This window comes from Asticcacaulis sp. P4_H10 (genome assembly GCF_056400965.1).
The window spans coordinates 61,827-78,726 of sequence record NZ_JBFUKH010000002.1 but is presented as its reverse complement, the minus strand read 5'-3'; the positions used below and the strand labels follow the sequence as shown (position 1 = coordinate 78,726).

The following is a 16,900-nucleotide window of genomic DNA, read 5'->3' as shown; positions in this document are numbered from 1 at the left end:
GTTCGCGGCGGCCTGTCTATCACATCTCGGGTTCGGAAATGTCATCGCCCTTGGCCTTGAGGCGTTCCAGTGCGCCATCGGGCCGAAGTAATACGCTCAACGGCACAGCGATAACGCTTTTGCCCGGTTTGGAGAGAGCGGCATCGATGGCTGATACGGTATCGTCGGTGGCGCGGTCCAACATGGCGCGGGTGGACGATGCGCCTTCAAGACAAGCCAATGTCGCCGAATTGGGTGAATTGGCCCGCGCCGTCAGAAGGTCGGCATTGGCCCAGGCGGTCATGGCTGTTTTTGCGTGGCCAGTGGCAAAATCGATCTCGTTAAGCGTCGACGCTACGCAAGTTTCCCGCGCCGCCTTGTCCATATCGCCTAGCTTGCTGATCAGGTTGGACGCGGAATATTTGGCGATCGGCCGCATGGGCGTCTTGCGGTCGCGCGCCATGAAGATCAGCATCTTTTCCGGGTCGTTGGTGCTGAGGCCGTGCTTTTCGTAGACATCTTCGCGCAGTTTCATCACGGCGTAGACGGGCGAATAATCCTTGTAGTCTTTGGGATCGAGCCCGTTTTTCTCAGCGATCCGCCAGAACTTGCCGCCCATCTTTCCGGGCAGGACATCATACAGCGTCTTGAACGGTCCGTTACCCTTGGCCATCTGCCAGCGCGTAAAGGCGATCGGGCCGGCCTTGGCTTCGGGGCCGGTCAAGAGCACATTGGCGCGATCGAGGATCTTGCCCATGCGCGTGCGATCCCAGTCATAGCGCCGGACCATGACGGGCAGTCCGCCCAAAATATAGACTTCCGAGTCGCCGCGTTTGACGCGCCACAGGGCCGGGCCGGGATAGCGCTTGGTAATGACGACGGCGTTCGGGTCCCACTCCTCCTCAGCCGAAGTCTGTTCCTGCGCCAACGTGGGCAGGGGAATAAGCAGGGCGGCGATAAGCAGGGCGGAAAGCAGGTTACGCATGGTGGTCCTCAATAACACCAGCTTACGCAAGAATATGCTCAAATTGAGGTTTTGCGTCCTTGTCGGGCCGGCGGATCAGCCAGGCTATGGAACCACTAAAGAATGCGATTGGCTCGAAGAAAAGGAATGACTGGAGAATAGTCACGTTAAAACTGCCTGCCATAAGGTAGCCGCCCACCAGACCTGCCAGAATAAAAAACCCAACATTGGGCAGATATCCATTGAGCCGAAGCCTTTGCAGCAAAGCCTGAGCGGGAATGGCGAGTAAGGTAAAAATCATTGTCACCGGGATAATGAGAAGTTCCCGGGGAGCCGGAGAGGTCAGAGCGGGCTGATCCGTAAAATTTCTTTCGGTGGCCAACCAGATTTGCCATAGGTCCGGCATAAATAGTTCAAGCAGCCAGGAATGAATAAAAGTTCCCGAAATGGCTCCGACAATAGACGCTATAGCGGATTTCCGAAATTTGTTCATCTCTAGGCTCCCCCAAGCCACGCGAAGAAAAGGTATGGGTCCAGGGTCCTTCGGACCCTGGTCTCACGCAGCCTTACGACGCCCGCTCATAAGCATCGACACCAAGGCGCCCAGCACTTCCGGCAGCTCCGAACGCGGTACCACGCGATCGACCATACCCTTTTCGACCAGGTATTCCGAACGCTGGAAGCCTTCCGGCAGCTTTTCGCGGATCGTCGTCTCGATAACGCGCGGCCCGGCAAAGCCGATCAGCGCACCCGGCTCAGCCAGATGGATATCGCCCAGCATGGCATAGGACGCCGTCACACCGCCGGTCGTCGGATCGGTCAGTACGACGATATAGGGCAGCTGTGCCGCCTTCAGTTCATTGATGGCCAGGGTCGTGCGCGCCATCTGCATCAGCGACAGAGCGCCTTCCTGCATGCGGGCGCCGCCGGCAGCCGTATAGGCGATCATCGGGCACTTGCGGGCAATTGCGGCCTTGGCGGCGGCGATAAAGCCTTCACCGGCAGCCATGCCCAGCGACCCGCCCATAAAGGCGAAGTCCTGGACCAGCACGATGCAATCGACACCCTGGATCTTGCCATAGCCAATGGCCATGACGTCTTTCTCGCCGGTTGCTGCGCGCGCCTGCTTCAGGCGCTCGCTATAGGCCTTGCCGTCGGAAAAGTGCAGCGGGTCTTCGACCACGTCCGGCGTCGGCAGGCTTTCGAACTGACCGTCATCGAAGGTGAATTTCATACGCGCAGCCGGGCCGATACGCATGTGGCGGCCGGACGGCGTCACCCACAGGGCAGCTTCCAGATCCGAGCGATAGATCATATCGCCGGTGTCAGGATCCTTGACCCAGAGGTTTTCGGGGGTTTCGCCACGGCGGTTGACCAGCTTGGAGACGCCGGGCGCGATCTTGGCCAGCCATCCGCCACGCTCACGGCGATCGGCGGGTTTGGCGGCGGGCGGAAGCTTCGGACCCTTGGTAGAATCAGCCATTGCCATATGTCTTTGCTACTCCTGCGACTGCAAAACTGAGCTTCATCGCGCCGTGTGAACAGCGTGAGCCAAATTTGCGGCCTTTTCCAGTACTTTTGTCTTAATGTCCGTTAACTGGGGTAAAGAATTCTTGATTTCTTCAACCAGCGCGGAACCTACAACAGCGGCGTCGGCGACGCGCGCAACCTCGGCAGCCCTTTCAGGCGTTCGGATTCCGAAGCCCACTGCCACCGGCAGGCCACTGGCTTCACGAACGCGTGATACAGGACCTGCTATGGCGTTGGCGTCGGCTTCTTTGACGCCGGTGACGCCGGCGACGGACACATAATAGATAAACCCGCGCGTGCGCCGCACCAGTGTTTGCAGGCGGTTGTCGTCGGTGGTCGGCGTCGCCAGGCGGATCAGCGCCAGGTCTTCGGCATCCAGCGCGTCGGTCAGGCCGTCGGCTTCTTCCGGCGGGCAGTCGACGACGATCAGGCCATCGGCGCCCACTTCGCGCATGCTGGCCGCCCAGTTGACGTAGCCGCGCGACTCGACCGGGTTCATGTAGCCCATGAGGATGATCGGCGTGTCCTGGTCGATCTCACGGAAGCGGCGAACCAGTTCAAAAACGTCCTTGATCTTGGTGCCGTTCTTCAAAGACCGTTCGGCGGCGCGCTGAATGGTCGGGCCCTCCGCCATCGGATCGGAGAAGGGGAAGCCCAGCTCGATCAGGTCGGCGCCGGCAGCCGGCAGGCCCTTCAGCAGTTCGAAAGAGGTTTCAAGGTCGGGATCACCGGCCATGATGTAGGCGACAAAGGCGCCCTTGTTCTGCGCCTTCAGATCGGCAAAGCGTTGGTCTATGCGCGAAACCGGCATTTACAGTCCCCCCATGGTTTCGCCCATCGCCTTGGCGACGGTAAAGATGTCCTTGTCGCCGCGGCCCGACAGGTTGAGCACGACGATACCGCCCTTGCCGACTTCCTTGGCCAGGTCGCCGACGCGTGCGATGGCGTGCGACGATTCCAGCGCCGGAATAATGCCTTCCAGCTTGCAGGTCAGGGCAAAGGCTTCAAGCGCGTCCTGGTCGGTGGCGGTGACGTACTTGGCGCGGCCGATATCGAACAGATAGGCGTGCTCAGGCCCGATGCCCGGATAGTCGAGGCCGGCAGAGATCGAGTGGCCTTCCAGGATCTGGCCGTCATCGTCCTGCAGCAGGTAGGTACGGTTGCCGTGCAGGACGCCTGGACGGCCGCCGTTCAGCGAGGCGGCGTGGCCATTATAGACCTCGAGGCCATGACCGGCAGCTTCGACGCCGACGATCTTGACGCTCTCATCATCGATGAAGGGGTGGAACATGCCGATGGCATTCGACCCACCGCCGACGCAGGCGATAACGGCGTCGGGCAGGCGGCCTTCCAGTTCCAGGATCTGCTGGCGCGTTTCCTTGCCGATAATCGTCTGGAACTCGCGGACCATTTCCGGATAGGGGTGCATGCCTGCGGCCGTGCCGATCATGTAGTAGGTGTCATGGACGTTGGTGACCCAGTCGCGCAGGGCCTCGTTCATGGCGTCTTTCAGCGTGCCATTGCCGTTCGTGACCGGTTCGACTTTGGTACCGAGCAGCTTCATGCGGAAGACGTTGGGCGCCTGACGCTCGACATCCAGCGCACCCATATAGACGATGCACGGCAGGTCGAAGCGGGCGCAGACAGTTGCGGAGGCGACGCCGTGCTGACCCGCGCCGGTCTCGGCGATGATGCGGGTGCGGCCCATGCGCTTGGCCATCAAAACCTGGCCGATGCAGTTGTTGATCTTGTGCGCGCCGGTGTGGTTCAGTTCTTCGCGTTTGAAATAGATCTTGGCCCCGCCGAAATGCTCGGTCAGCCGCTCGGCGAAATAGAGCGGCGACGGGCGGCCAACGAAAAACTTCAGCAGCGAATGATACTCTGCCCAGAAAGCCGGATCGTTGCGCGCGGTTTGCCAGGCTTCGTTCAGTTCCAGCACCAGGGGCATCAGGGTCTCAGGCACATAGAGACCACCGAATTCACCAAAGCGGCCTTTTGTGTCAGGCTGGCTATAGGCGTTGGAGCGGAGAACGGCGTCGTTCACTGAACAAAGTCCTTATAAAAGCGGGGTTAGCGCGAAAGAGCCCGCGTTATAGCGCTTTTACAGTACGAAGGAAGCCCGAAATCAGACTTGCGTTCTTCACACCCGGTGCAGATTCAACCCCCGAGGATACGTCCACGTATTTGGCGCCACTGATCGTAACAGCTTCTGCAACATTGTCTGACGTCAGGCCGCCGGCCAGAAACCACGGCTTTTCGCCCGCATAATTGGTCAACAAGGTCCAATCGAAGCTTAAGCCGAGGCCGCCGGGCAAAAGCGCATCCTTCGGCGGCTTGGCATCGAACATCAGATAGTCGGCCACGCCGTCGAAGGCCTGGGCGGCCGTCAGGTCGGCGGCCTCGCTGACGCTGAGTGCCTTGATGACCGGAATGCCCATGACCACGCGGATCTCGGCGACGCGCCCAGGCGTCTCCTTGCCGTGCAGCTGAATGAGGTCGGGTTTGACGGCATCGCGCAGGATTTCGATCAGGGCATCGTCCGGATCAACGACCACACTGACCAGCTTTTGTGTCGCTCCCTCTGCCCGGATCGCTTGCATCAGCTCTGCCATCGCTGTCAATTCAACATGGCGCGGGCTCTTGGCAAAGTGAATGAAACCGAGGAAGCTGGCGCCTTCCGCCATCGCCGTCTGGGCAGCGGAAAGGGTGGAAATACCGCAGATCTTGGCGGAAACGGACATGGCAAACCTTTCTGTCCGTGGTCATTGGGCTCTCGGCCGGCAAATATCAAGTACCCAAAATTAACCTTTCGTAGTTAAGTAAATCAAAACTAAAAAATCCGGAAACGTTTACCAAGGCATGGCAATGGCTGACCAAGTGCTGCTGAGTGACATCAGCAATGGCCTCTACATGAAGCTCGCTCTGGCGCCGAGAGGCGGCCGGCCGGACGAGTCGACGCATTATACCTGCGACAGTCTCGATGACTTCAAGACCGCTATCAGCGATTTCCTGGATGCGCAGGGAAGGCCGATGCTTAAAGGTGCGGCTATTTCCGCCGGCGGCTGGGAGCAGCACGGCGTCATGGCCATGCCCAACCACAAGTTCCAAGTCGGGCGCGCCGACATGCGCGAATTCCTGGGCGTTCAGCGCCTCAACCTCGTCAATGACTGCGTCGCCAAGGCGCTGGCTATTCCGCGCTTGGGGGGCGACGAGCGCGTGAAGCTCTGTGGCGGCGAGGAGATGGCCGAGCAGGTCATTACCCTGATCAATTCCCATAGCGGCCTTGGCCAGGCCAGCCTGGCGCCGGACGGCATGGGTGGCTATACCGCCATGCCGTGCGAAGGCGGCCACTCGGACCTGACGATCGACAGCCAGTTGGAGTTCGATGTCTATAAGTGGCTGGCGGCCAAGTACGGCCATGTGTCGCGCGAACGCGTCATTTCGATACCGGGCCTTGTCGATGTCTGGTGTGCATTGGCGGCGCTGGATGGTGATGATTCCGCTGCCCCTGGACCCGAAGAGGTCATTGCCGGCGCCGTGACGGGTGATGAGCGCGCGCTTCAGGTCATCAACCTGTCGATGGGCTGGCTGGCGGTCATGGCGTCGGATGTGGCGCTGATTACCGGTTCTCGCGGTGGTATCTATCTGACGGGCGACTATTTCGACTTGATCGGCGATCTTTTCGACGTGGATGCCTTCATTGCGCGCTATCAGGAAAAGGGCCGCTTAAGCGAATATGTCCGTGACATTCCGGTCTTCCGGACTCTGGCGCCGGACATGGAAGTGATCGGCCTGGCGACCCTGTTTGACTAATCCGACCCCCGGAAAGAAGGCGTTTTTTGAAACAAGGTGGGGCGCGGTCAAAAGTGCCTTGCGATTTCTACATAAAAAGCGCGACAAAGCATACTAGCGCTTTTCTTTCCCCTATCCTTAATTTACCAAATTGTTTGTCTAATCATCCGAACTTTCCGGGACGTTGATGACGGATCATATCCTTCTTTGTGACTTTTCCTTCGGCTCGTACATGAAGCTGGCCCTTGGCACGCCGGGGCGCCGCCCAAGCGATGCCACACTCTACTCCTGCTCGGGCAAGAAGGATTTCGATGAGGCTGTGCTGGACTTCCTGGCTGCGCACGACCGCCCCAAATTGATCGGCGCGGCCCTGTCTTCGCGTGGGTGGGAGCGGCATGGCGTAATCCAGTTGCCGGAAAAGGGCCTGCTGACGCTTGGCCGTGACGACATTCGCCACCTGCTGTCGATCCAGCGTGTCAATCTGGTCAATAATTTTGTCGCCCGCGCCCTGGCCATACCGCGCCTGCGCAAGGACGAAAGCCTGAAATTGTGCGGCGATGAGCCGCTCGAAGAACAGGTTATGGCCGTGCTTGGCCCGCACCACGGCCTGGGCCTGGCGGCACTGGCGCCGGATGGCGCCGGCAACTGGGCGGCCATCCCCTGCGAAGGAGGTCACTCCGACCTGCCTGTCACCAGCGAGCGCGAATGGCAGGTTTATAACGCGCTCAAGGCGAAGCATGGTCATGTGGCGCGCGAATTCGTCATCTCCCTGACGGGGCTGGTCGAACTGTTCCAGGCGCTGAATACGGTCGATGGCGGGGAAAGCCAGGCCAATACGCCGGAAGAGGTTATCGCCCTGGCGAATATCGGCGATCCGGTCGCGCTGGAAGCCATCGCCATGTGCAGCGGCTGGCTGGCAGCCATGGCGTCGGATGTCGCCCTGATGCTGGGGGCGCGCGGCGGCATCTATCTGACCGGAGACCTGATGGATCTGCTGGGTGATCTTTTCGACCCGGCCGTCTTCTGCAAGCGCTATGCGGACAAGGGCCGGCTTAGTCCCTATGTTGCAGACATTCCGGTCTACCAGACCCAGGCGCGCGATCTCGAAATCGTCGGCCTGGCAACCCTGTTCGACTAATTCGGCAAATACAAAAAAGCCTCCCGGACCTATCGCAGGCCGGGAGGCTTTTTTGTGAGTTGGCAAGGGTCTGGATCGGAATGGTTCTAAACGGAAGCATCATTCCAATAACGCCTTATTTTGTCACGATATTTAAGGCGAAAACCGCTTCACACCTTTCGCCCTAGCGCTACGCCGCGCGGACAGTCGACAGGAAATTCTGCACTTCGTTCGACAGCATGGCGGCCTGACCGGCCAGTTCGGCCGAGGCCGACAAGACCTGCGCCGCGCCGGCGCCGGTTTCTTCGGCAGAACGCGCGACGCCGGTGATGTTCGACGTCACCTCTGTGGTGCCGTTGGATGCCTGGGTGACCGCTTGGACGATTTCATTCGTCGCGGCGGCCTGCTGATCAACAGCGGCGGCAATGGCATTCGACACTTCGTCGATTTCGACGATCGAGCTGGTGATGGCGCCGATGGCATCGACCGCACGCGCCGTCGTAGTCTGGATATTGGCGATCTGGACCGAAATTTCGTCCGTCGCGCGTGAGGTTTGCGAGGCGAGGGTCTTCACTTCCGAGGCGACGACGGCAAAGCCCTTGCCAGCCTCACCGGCGCGTGCCGACTCAATGGTGGCGTTGAGCGCCAGCAGGTTGGTCTGCGAAGCGATGCCAGAGATCATGGCGACGATGTCGTTGATACGGGTTGCAGCTTCACTGAGTTCCTTCACGACGGTCGAGGTCGCCTGCGCCTGCCGCACGGCCAGCTTGGACTTTTCCGCCGATCGTTCGACCTGACGGCCGATTTCGCTGATTGACGCGCCCAGCTCTTCGGCGGAGCCAGCGACCGACGTGACATTGGTGCCGGCTTCCTCGGCGGCGGCCGATACGGACTGTGCCTGTACCGAGGTTTCCTGCGCCGTTGAGGTCAGCTGGCTGGCCGTCGCCTGCATTTCGGTAGCCGCCGACGAGACGAGCGACACGACGCCACCGACCGACTTTTCGAAATTGTCGGCTATGGTCAGCATGGCGTTGCGGCGTTCGATGGCCAGGCGGTTTTCATTGTCGCGCTGTTCTTGTGCCAGGCCGGCGATGCGCACGGCATTGGCGTTGAAGGCGCGGGCCATGTCGCCCAGTTCGTCCCGGCGTTCCTGGCACGGGATTTCCGTGTCTTCCTTGCCTTCGGCGACTGCCTGCATGGCGCGCGTCAGCGCATTGAGCGGCATGACCAGAACCCTGTGCAGTCCGGTCAGCGCGGCAAAGGCGAGGGCGAGAATGATGAGACCGCCGGCAATGGTTGTAATGCGGGCAACGGCAGTTGCGGCCTGTGCCTCCTTCATGCGGGTTTCAAGCAGGGTGCTTTCGGCTTTGATCATCACGCCGACCTTGGCGCGAATGGCATCCATCGACGACTTACCGGCGCCTGAGGCTTCCAGCTGGCGTGCGGCCTCATGCGTTGCCGGGTCGGACATCAGTTCGATTTCCTTGGCGGCGACAGTGCTGTCCCATGTCGCGGCCAGTTCCTCAACTTCGGCAATGCGCGCCTGCTGGGTGGTGTTATCGGCCGTCAGCGTCCGGACGGTGGTGATCGCTTCATCAAGCTGCTTCTTGCCAGCCGTTTTCGGCGCCAGGAAGTCACGGTCCGCGGACACCAGGTAGCCGCGGACACCGGTTTCCTGATTGACCATGGCTTCGACGATCTGGTTGAGGGACGAGATCACCTTGAAAGTATGGGTGGTCCACTTCGAAGTGGTTTCCAGTTCGGACAGGGACCTCCAGCAGACGCCGCTGACAACGAGACTGGAGCCAATCAGGACGAGAAAGGCGAGGCTGATTTTTTTCAGCACTTTCAGATCGGTGAGGAAGGTACGCATAACATCTCTCATGATTATTTCATTACTTCGCAACCGTTTGCATGTCGGTGTTAAGGTAGACTTAATAGCCGGATATTTTCCGGTATCCCGTGACCGAAGGTCGAATAGACTGAAAACCTGAATCTTACGGGCTCCGCAGCCAAGGTGACGGGCGCGCCGGAGAGACTGCAAACTCGAAAATGTTTTGCTTGTAAGCCTTTGCGTTCAACGGCTGATATAAATAACTATTTTCTACGACTTGAGGTGACGCCGAATTTCGGGCAATTTCGCATTCTGGAAAGGGGCGATTCCCAGAGGGCAAGCGGCAATGATCTTCTTGACAAAACTCTGGCTCGTCGTACAAAAGATCAATTAATTAAATCAAATTGTTTTAAGTGTCCGTTTCTCAGGAAAACAAGTGTATGGGTTATGATGCAGCAAGCCGATTGGCCGGGCTGAAAGCGGCACAGGAAGCTTTGCTGTCCAGGCCGAACGCGCCTCTGGCGCATGACAACGGCATATACCGGCGCTACGCCCACGCGGTGGTAACAGCAGCGCACGTGCCGCTGGAATGGCGCTATGACCTCAATCCCGCGACCAACCCGTTCATGATGGAGCGGTTGGGCATTAACGCGACCTTCAATGCCGGTGCCATGCTTTGGAATGGTAACTACATCGTGGTCGTTCGCGTCGAAGGCAATGACCGCAAGTCCTTCTTCGCGATCGCGCAAAGCCCCAATGGCGTGGACAATTTCCGCTTCTGGCCGCGCCCCGTCGTCCTGCCGCAAACAGATGAGCCCGACACCAATGTCTACGATATGCGCCTCACGCAGCATGTCGATGGCTGGATCTACGGCCTGTTCTGCACCGAGCGCAAGGATCTGACCCAGCCCAACGACCTGTCGGCGGCGGTCGCCCAGTGCGGCATCGTTCGCACGAAAGATCTCGTCACCTGGAAGCGTCTGCCGGACCTGAAGACAAATTCGGGCCAGCAGCGCAATGTTGTGCTGCACCCCGAATTTGTCGATGGCAAGTATGCCCTCTATACCCGCCCGCAGGATGGTTTCATCAGCGTCGGTTCGGGTGGCGGCATCGGCTGGGGGCTGTGCGATAACATGACCAACCCTGTGATCGACAGCGAGATCATTGTCGACAACAAGGCCTATCACACCATCAAGGAGCTGAAGAACGGACAGGGTCCGGCGCCGATCAAAACGGCAGACGGCTGGCTGCACCTTGCTCATGGCGTGCGCAATACGGCCGCCGGCCTGCGCTACGTGCTCTACATGTTCATGACCGATCTGGATAAGCCGTGGGTGGTCACCTATGCGCCCGGCGGCCATTTCATCGCGCCCGAGGGTGAAGAGCGCGTCGGCGATGTGTCCAACGTCACCTTCACCAATGGCTGGATCGAGAATAACGGCAAGATGTTCATCTACTACGCCTCGTCCGACACCCGCCTGCACGTCGCGACATCGACGGTCGCGCAGTTGATCGACTATTGCCGCAACACGCCTGCCGACCCGCTGACCTCTGCGGCCTGCGTCCAGCAGCGCATCGACCTCATCGCCAGCAATGAAGCGTTTGCGAAAGGTTCCGGCTGATGGCTGACACACTGGCCGTCACCCTGCAGCAGGAGGCTCGTCAGGAGGCGCGCGCCATCCTGAACTGGTGGCAGGCCAACATGCCCGACGACGGGGAGGGCTTCTGGGGTGAGGTCAACGCCGACGGCAAGCTGGTCAAGGACGCGCCGCGTGCCGTAATTCTCTATACGCGCCTGCTGTGGTTCTTCAGCGCCATGGCCAGCTATCTCGACTCGTCTGAAGCGCTGGAACTGGCGCATCGCACAGCCGCCTATATTCGCAAGCATTTCCTCGATCCTGACCATGGAGGTCTCTACTGGCTGCTCGATCATAAGGGCCAGGTCATCGATGCCAAGAAGCAGGGCTATGCCCAGGCTTTTGGCGTCTATGCCTTCGCCGAATATTATCGTGTGACCAATGATCCGGCGGCACTTGGCATCGCGCGCAGCCTCCAGCGTGAAATCGAGGAACGCTTCTGGGAGCCCGTTCACGGCGGTTATATTGAAGCCTTAAGCGCCGTCTGGCTGCGGCTTGACGACCAGCGCCTGTCCGACAAGGACGTTGATGCGCCCAAGACGATGAACACCCACCTTCATATCGTCGAGGCCTATACGCACCTGCATCGCGTTGCGCCCGACGATCTTAGCCATTCAGCGCTTTATCGCGCGCTCGGTATCTTCGCCGACCGCTTTGTCGACGCGGAAACCCATCACCTGCGCCTGTTCTACGAGATGGACTGGACCGACAGGACCCACGCCGTCAGCTACGGCCACGATATCGAAGCCAGCTGGCTGATGTGGGAAGCTGCCTGTGTCCTTGGCGAACCTGCGCTGACGGCGCGGGTCAAGCCGCTGGTCATCGGCCTGGCCGAAGCCACGTTAAAGCATGGCGTCATGCTGAACGGCAGTATCGCCTACGAGCAGGATTTCAACGGGCGCCTCGATCCCGCCGGCGAATGGTGGGGTCAGGCTGAAGCCATGATCGGCTTTGTCAACGCGTGGGAACTGACGCGAAATCGTGCCTATCTCGATGCGACCGAAAAGCTGTGGCGCGTGCTGAAGACGCAGTTCGGCGCCGGTGGCCGTGACGAATGGACCTGGTACGCAAAAGATGCGGGCCGTCCACCCCAGGTCAAGGCAGGGCAATGGAAATGTCCGTACCACAATGGCCGGGCGATGATCGAACTTGACGAACGCCTCAGCAGGGCGAGCTAAATACAAACGCCTGACAAAAGAGCAGGCGAGGGGAAACGCACATGACGCAGCCTGCCATAGGATTAGCGCCGATCGACCTGGCCATAGTCGCCGGCTATATCCTGGTGACCATCGCCCTCGGCTTCTGGGTGGCCAAGCTGTCCTCGGGCAACCTCAACAACTACTTCCTGGCGGGCAACAAGCTGCCGTGGTGGGTGCTGGGTCTGTCCAATGCGTCGGGCATGTTCGACGTCGGCGGCACCATGTGGATGGTGGGCCTGCTTGTCGTCTACGGCCTGAAGTCGGTCTTCATTCCATGGCTGTGGCCGGTGTTCAACCAGATCTTCCTTATGGTGTTTCTCGCCATCTGGCTGCGACGTTCCGGCAAGCTGACCGGCGCCGAATGGATCACCTTCCGCTTTGGTGATGGCCTGGGCGCCCGCGCATCACACCTGATCAACGTCATTTTTGCCCTGATCATGGTCGTCGGCATGCTCGCCTTTGGCTTTTTGGGCATCGGCAAGCTGGCGGCCGAGTTCAGCCCGTGGCAGTTTTCGGCTGACCCGCATATCAACGATAAGATCTACGGCCTGATCGTCGTGGCCCTGACGACCGTCTATTCCGTCAAGGGCGGCATGTATTCGGTCGTCATGACCGAAATCCTGCAATTCTTCATCAAGCTGGTCGTCTGCATCGCCATCGCCTGGATGGCGATGACCATGGTGACGCCGGAGATGATCCGGGCCGCAGTGCCGGCCGGCTGGAACGAGATCGGCTTTGGCTGGACGCTGGGCCTCGACTGGCAGGGGGTGGCAGATGCCGCCAAGCCCGAGAACAAGGTGGTGGCGACCTCCGCTATGCAGACCATTCAGAATGAAGGCCATTCCTACTTTGCCATCTTCATGGGTCTGATGATCTTCCAGGGTTTCTTCAAGGCCATGGCGGGCCCTGCGCCCAACTACGACATGCAAAGATTGTTATCCGCCAAGTCGCCGACCGAAGCCGCCAAGGTGTCGGGCTTCGTCAACCTGGTTCTGCTGTTCCCGCGCTACCTGATGATCGCCGGCATGGCAGTCCTGGCGCTCGTCTTTATCGGGCCCTACTGGACACAGCTTCAGGCCGACGCTGTCGCCGCAGGCAAGCCTTTTTCAGGCGACTTCGACGCCATCCTGCCGTGGGTCGTGCATAAATTCATGCCGCCGGGCCTGCTCGGCATTACGCTTGCGGGGCTTCTCTCGGCCTTCATGGCGACCTATTCGGCCTCGCTCAACGCGGCGCCCGCCTACGTCGTCAACGACATCTATCGCAAGTATTTCCGGCCCGACGCCGATCAGAAGACCCTGGTACGACTGAGCTACCTGACGTCGTTTCTGTTCGCCGTCATCGCCGCCTTTATCGGCTGGCAGCTCAACTCGATCAACGAAGTCATCACCTGGATCACGACGGGCCTCTATGGCGGCTATACGGTCGCCAATGTCGTCAAGTGGTACTGGTGGCGCCTCAACGGCACGGGCTACGCTGCCTCGATGGCGCTGGGTGTCGTCGCGGCCATGGCTATGGCGATTTACAAGGACCCGGTGACGGGTGCGGGCATCGACGGTCTGGCCGCCTTCCCGTGGTTGTTCGCCGCCTGTCTCGCCGTGGCAGTCGTCGGCTCGCTGGTCACCAAGCCGACCGATATGACGACGCTGAAGGACTTCTACAAAAAGACGCGGCCGTGGGGGTTCTGGGGTCCGGTGCTCAAGGCCCTGCGCGAGGACGAACCAGATGCCCAACCCAACCGCAACTTCGCCATCGACATGGTCAATGTGCTGATCGGCGTCATCTGGCAGACGGCGCTTACCGCCTCGGCCATCTTCCTGATCATCCACGAGATGGAAAAGTTCTGGCTGACCGCAGGCCTCGCCGTCGCCTGTACCCTCGTGCTCAAGTTCAGCTGGTGGGATCACCTGCGCGATACACCCGACGACCAGCCCGCTAAGGGCTAATTACCGGGCCAGGCTGGCGCGGGCGCGGGTGATGTTGTCCTTCGCGCCCGGCTGGTCCAGCACGGTCAGCAACGCCTTGCGCACCGCCTGCTTTTGGCCAGCGGTTAGCTGCGTCTTCTTGAAGTGGTCGGTGACATAGAAGGCGTCGACGGCGCGTTCGCCGTAACAGTCGATGTGCGCCGAGGCGATGTCCATATGCAGACGCGCCAGGGCCTCGACCAGGTCGGCCAGGAGACCCGGACGGTCGCGGCCGGACACCTCCAGAATGGTCGCGCTGGCATTTGCTGTATCGTCGAACGCAACCGTCGGGGCGATGGCAAAGGCGGCCGTGCGTGCGGCCATGGCGGACTTGTATTGGACGACCGGCGGCAGCTGCCCGAGGGCTGCCTGCTCCAGCTGCTTTTCCGCCTGCTTCAGACGTTGCGGGTCGTCATGGGCGAACGGCAGGCCTTGCGTATCCTGAACATAGAAGACGTCCAGTGCATTGCCTTCGGAGGAGGTGAAGACCTGCGCACCGACGACATTGGCGCCCAGATTGGCAAAGGTGCGCGACAGGTCGGCGAACAGGCCCGTCCGGTCGGTGGCCGCAATCGAAAAGGCGGTGGCGTTGCGGCTTTCGTCGATGCGCGCCCGGACGGCGGCTTCGGCATTGAAAGACGACAGGACCAGCTCGCCGTGGCTGCGGATGTCTTCCGGCGTGAAGGAGAACAGGTAGTTCTCATCCATGGTCGCCAGCCACGCCGCCATGTCGTCATTGTCCTGGCTGAGTTCGTCGCGGCGCGCTTCGGCGCGTTCGTTCAGGCCTTCGCGGACGCTCGCGACAGCATCCGATCCACGCCCGCCGCGGAAGGCGCTCTCGGTTGCGGCGAACAGGTCGCGCATCAGCTGGCCTTTCCAGGCGTTCCACACGCCGGGGCCGACGGCGCGAATATCGGCGACCGTCAGGATCAGCAACAGGCGCAGGCGCTCGGGCGTTTCGACGATGCGGGCAAAGCTGGCGACGGTTTCGGGATCGGAGACGTCGCGCTTCTGGGCATAGTCTGACAGAACCAGGTGGTGGCGCACCAGCCATGCGATCTGGTCGATCTTCCACGGTTCCATCCCAAGCCGTTCGCACGCCTTGCGCGCCGCGCGCTCGCCGCCGATTTCCTGTCCGTCCTCGCCGCCCTTGCCGGTGTCGTGCATCAGCATGGCGAGGTACAGGCTCTCCTTGTCGACCAGTTGCGGCATGATGGCGGTGGCCAGCGGGTGTTCGGCCTTGTAACGGCCGGTATCGACGCCGTGAATGACATCTATGGCGCGCAGGGTGTGCTCATCGACCGTATAGGCGTGATACATGTTGAACTGGGTCTGGGCGACGATGCGGCCGAATTCCGGGATATAGCGGCCCAGAAGCCCGGTCTCGGACATCATGCTGAGCGTGCGATACGGATTGCGGCCGTGCACCAGCAGGTCGAGGAAGAGCCGGGCCGCCTTTTTATCGCGGCGCAGGCCTGGCGTCACCAGGGTCAGGTTGCGGGCAATTGCCGTAAAGGCGTCCGGGTGCAGGTCAAGCTCCAGCCGGTCGGCCATCTTGAACAGCAGGAACATGGCGACCGGTGACTTCTGGAAGATGTCGGGTGAATTGACCGACAGGCGGCCTGAGGTGACGACAAAGCCCGGGTGGTCGGCCTTGGTCAGGTTCATCAGGCCCGACTGGATCATGTTGGACAGCCGCGTCAAAGGCTTGGCGTCCTGGGCCTCCAGCTGGGTGCAGAATGTGCGCGTCAGCGCACCGACTTCCTTGGAGACAATAAAGTAGCGGCGCATGAAGCGCTCGACATTGGGTTCGCCCTGACGGTCGATAAAGCCCATGCGGCGGGCGATTTCGGGTTGCAGGTCGAAGCTCAGGCGCTCTTCACCCCGGCCGGCGGTCACGTGGATCAGGATGCGGACCTTCCACAGGAAGTCAAAGGCGCGCATGAAGATCTGGCGTTCGCGGTCCGTCAGGATGCGGTCGAGTACGCCCCACGAGTCCTTGGACTTCTTGGGCGCCGCCTCATCGATAATCTGGGCGCCGGGTTTTGGCTCGGCCGAGGCGCGGTATTTGGCGATCCAGAACAGGGTGTGCAGGTCGCGCAGCCCTCCCTTGCCTTCCTTGACATTCGGCTCGACGACGAAGCGCGTGGTGCCGGCTTTCAGGTGGCGGGTGTCGCGCTCTTCCAGCTTGGCGGCGACGAAGTCGAACATGTTCGTCTTCATGCCCTCTGTCGCCAGCTTCAGGTCCAGCAGGGCGACCAGTTCCTTGTCGCCGGCGATCTGGCGGTGTTCCAAAAGCGCGGTCATGATGGTGTGGTCGCCACGCGCGTACTTGATGGTCTCATCGACGGTGCGCGACGAATGACCGACCTTCAGGCCTAAGTCCCACAGGGTGTAGAGGATGAACTCGATGACCGATTCCGAGTGCGAGGTTTCCTTCCAGGCGCGCAGAAACAAAAGATCGAGATCGGAATGCGGCGCCAGCTCGCCGCGGCCGTAGCCGCCAACGGCCAGCAGCGACAGGCGCTCGCCTTCGGTCGGATTGCGGGCCCGGTAGACGTGGGTCAGGGTAAAATCCCACAGGGCGCTGACGATCTCGTCGGTCGCACGCGCCAGGGTACGTGCGGTGGCATGGCCGCCCTTGTGGTCGATATGGCTAAGGATGCTGGCGCGCGACAGTTGAAGCGCTTCCTTGAGGATCTTTACGGCGCGGCGGCGCAGGTCGGCGCTGTCGCCGCTCGAATCCTCATAGGTCTCGGTCAGTGCCTTACGTAGGTGGGCACCATCGATGCGATAAGCCGGTACAGGGCTTTGTGTAGCTGTCAGTACGTCCGACGCGTCATCCATAAATCACTCTCAGCCTTTAATAATGGCGCGCATGTCG

Annotated in this window: 13 protein-coding genes; 5 read left to right on the top strand and 8 right to left on the bottom strand. The window is 60.5% G+C overall.

The window, feature by feature from the left end; genetic code table 11:
- Window positions 1–19: 19 nt before the first annotated feature.
- The 6 genes from AC1DON_RS04435 to AC1DON_RS04410 all read right to left on the bottom strand — a co-directional run bounded on the left by AC1DON_RS04435 (window position 20) and on the right by AC1DON_RS04410 (window position 5,214).
- A complete protein-coding gene (locus AC1DON_RS04435; RefSeq protein ID WP_476933545.1) occupies window positions 20–964 on the bottom strand; it encodes a TraB/GumN family protein in 945 nt (314 codons plus the stop codon).
- A 22-nt stretch (window positions 965–986) separates the two neighbouring features.
- A complete protein-coding gene (locus AC1DON_RS04430; protein ID WP_476933544.1) occupies window positions 987–1,436 on the bottom strand; it encodes a hypothetical protein in 450 nt (149 codons plus the stop codon).
- Window positions 1,437–1,499: 63 nt separating this feature from the next.
- A complete protein-coding gene (locus tag AC1DON_RS04425) occupies window positions 1,500–2,432 on the bottom strand; it encodes an acetyl-CoA carboxylase carboxyltransferase subunit beta (RefSeq protein WP_476933543.1) in 933 nt (310 codons plus the stop codon).
- A 36-nt stretch (window positions 2,433–2,468) separates the two neighbouring features.
- Window positions 2,469–3,284, bottom strand: a complete 816-nt coding sequence (gene trpA / locus AC1DON_RS04420; RefSeq protein ID WP_476933542.1) for a tryptophan synthase subunit alpha — start codon at window positions 3,282–3,284, stop codon at window positions 2,469–2,471.
- Window positions 3,285–4,517 (bottom strand): tryptophan synthase subunit beta, encoded by a 1,233-nt coding sequence (trpB, locus tag AC1DON_RS04415; protein WP_476933541.1) that lies wholly within the window; start codon window positions 4,515–4,517, stop codon window positions 3,285–3,287.
- Between the two features lie 46 nt (window positions 4,518–4,563).
- Entirely contained in the window at window positions 4,564–5,214 is a 651-nt protein-coding gene (locus AC1DON_RS04410; protein ID WP_476933540.1) for a phosphoribosylanthranilate isomerase, read from the bottom strand.
- A gap of 124 nt (window positions 5,215–5,338) precedes the next feature.
- Between AC1DON_RS04410 and AC1DON_RS04405 the strand changes: the two genes are divergently transcribed.
- Window positions 5,339–6,286 carry a glucokinase gene (locus AC1DON_RS04405; protein ID WP_476933539.1) on the top strand — a complete coding sequence of 316 codons (948 nt, stop codon included), beginning with the start codon at window positions 5,339–5,341 and terminating at the stop codon, window positions 6,284–6,286.
- Window positions 6,287–6,497: 211 nt separating this feature from the next.
- On the top strand, window positions 6,498–7,403 hold the full coding sequence (locus AC1DON_RS04400) for a glucokinase (RefSeq protein ID WP_476933538.1): 906 nt from the start codon (window positions 6,498–6,500) through the stop codon (window positions 7,401–7,403).
- A 169-nt stretch (window positions 7,404–7,572) separates the two neighbouring features.
- Here the strand turns inward: AC1DON_RS04400 and AC1DON_RS04395 are convergent, their stop codons facing one another.
- A complete protein-coding gene (locus tag AC1DON_RS04395) occupies window positions 7,573–9,255 on the bottom strand; it encodes a methyl-accepting chemotaxis protein (RefSeq protein WP_476933537.1) in 1,683 nt (560 codons plus the stop codon).
- Window positions 9,256–9,656: 401 nt separating this feature from the next.
- Between AC1DON_RS04395 and AC1DON_RS04390 the strand changes: the two genes are divergently transcribed.
- From AC1DON_RS04390 to AC1DON_RS04380, 3 genes are read left to right on the top strand one after another with little or no spacing between them, the layout of a single operon-like run.
- Window positions 9,657–10,838: a glycoside hydrolase family 130 protein gene (locus AC1DON_RS04390; protein WP_476933536.1), complete on the top strand. Its 1,182-nt coding sequence runs from the start codon at window positions 9,657–9,659 to the stop codon at window positions 10,836–10,838.
- Window positions 10,838–12,031: an AGE family epimerase/isomerase gene (locus AC1DON_RS04385; protein ID WP_476933535.1), complete on the top strand. Its 1,194-nt coding sequence runs from the start codon at window positions 10,838–10,840 to the stop codon at window positions 12,029–12,031. Before AC1DON_RS04390 ends, AC1DON_RS04385 begins: the two co-directional genes overlap by 1 nt.
- 41 nt (window positions 12,032–12,072) lie before the next feature.
- Window positions 12,073–13,998 (top strand): sodium:solute symporter family protein, encoded by a 1,926-nt coding sequence (locus tag AC1DON_RS04380; RefSeq protein ID WP_476933534.1) that lies wholly within the window; start codon window positions 12,073–12,075, stop codon window positions 13,996–13,998.
- Here the strand turns inward: AC1DON_RS04380 and AC1DON_RS04375 are convergent, their stop codons facing one another.
- Window positions 13,999–16,863, bottom strand: a complete 2,865-nt coding sequence (locus AC1DON_RS04375) for a [protein-PII] uridylyltransferase (protein WP_476933533.1) — start codon at window positions 16,861–16,863, stop codon at window positions 13,999–14,001. It abuts the gene before it with no gap.
- Window positions 16,864–16,900 lie beyond the last annotated feature (37 nt).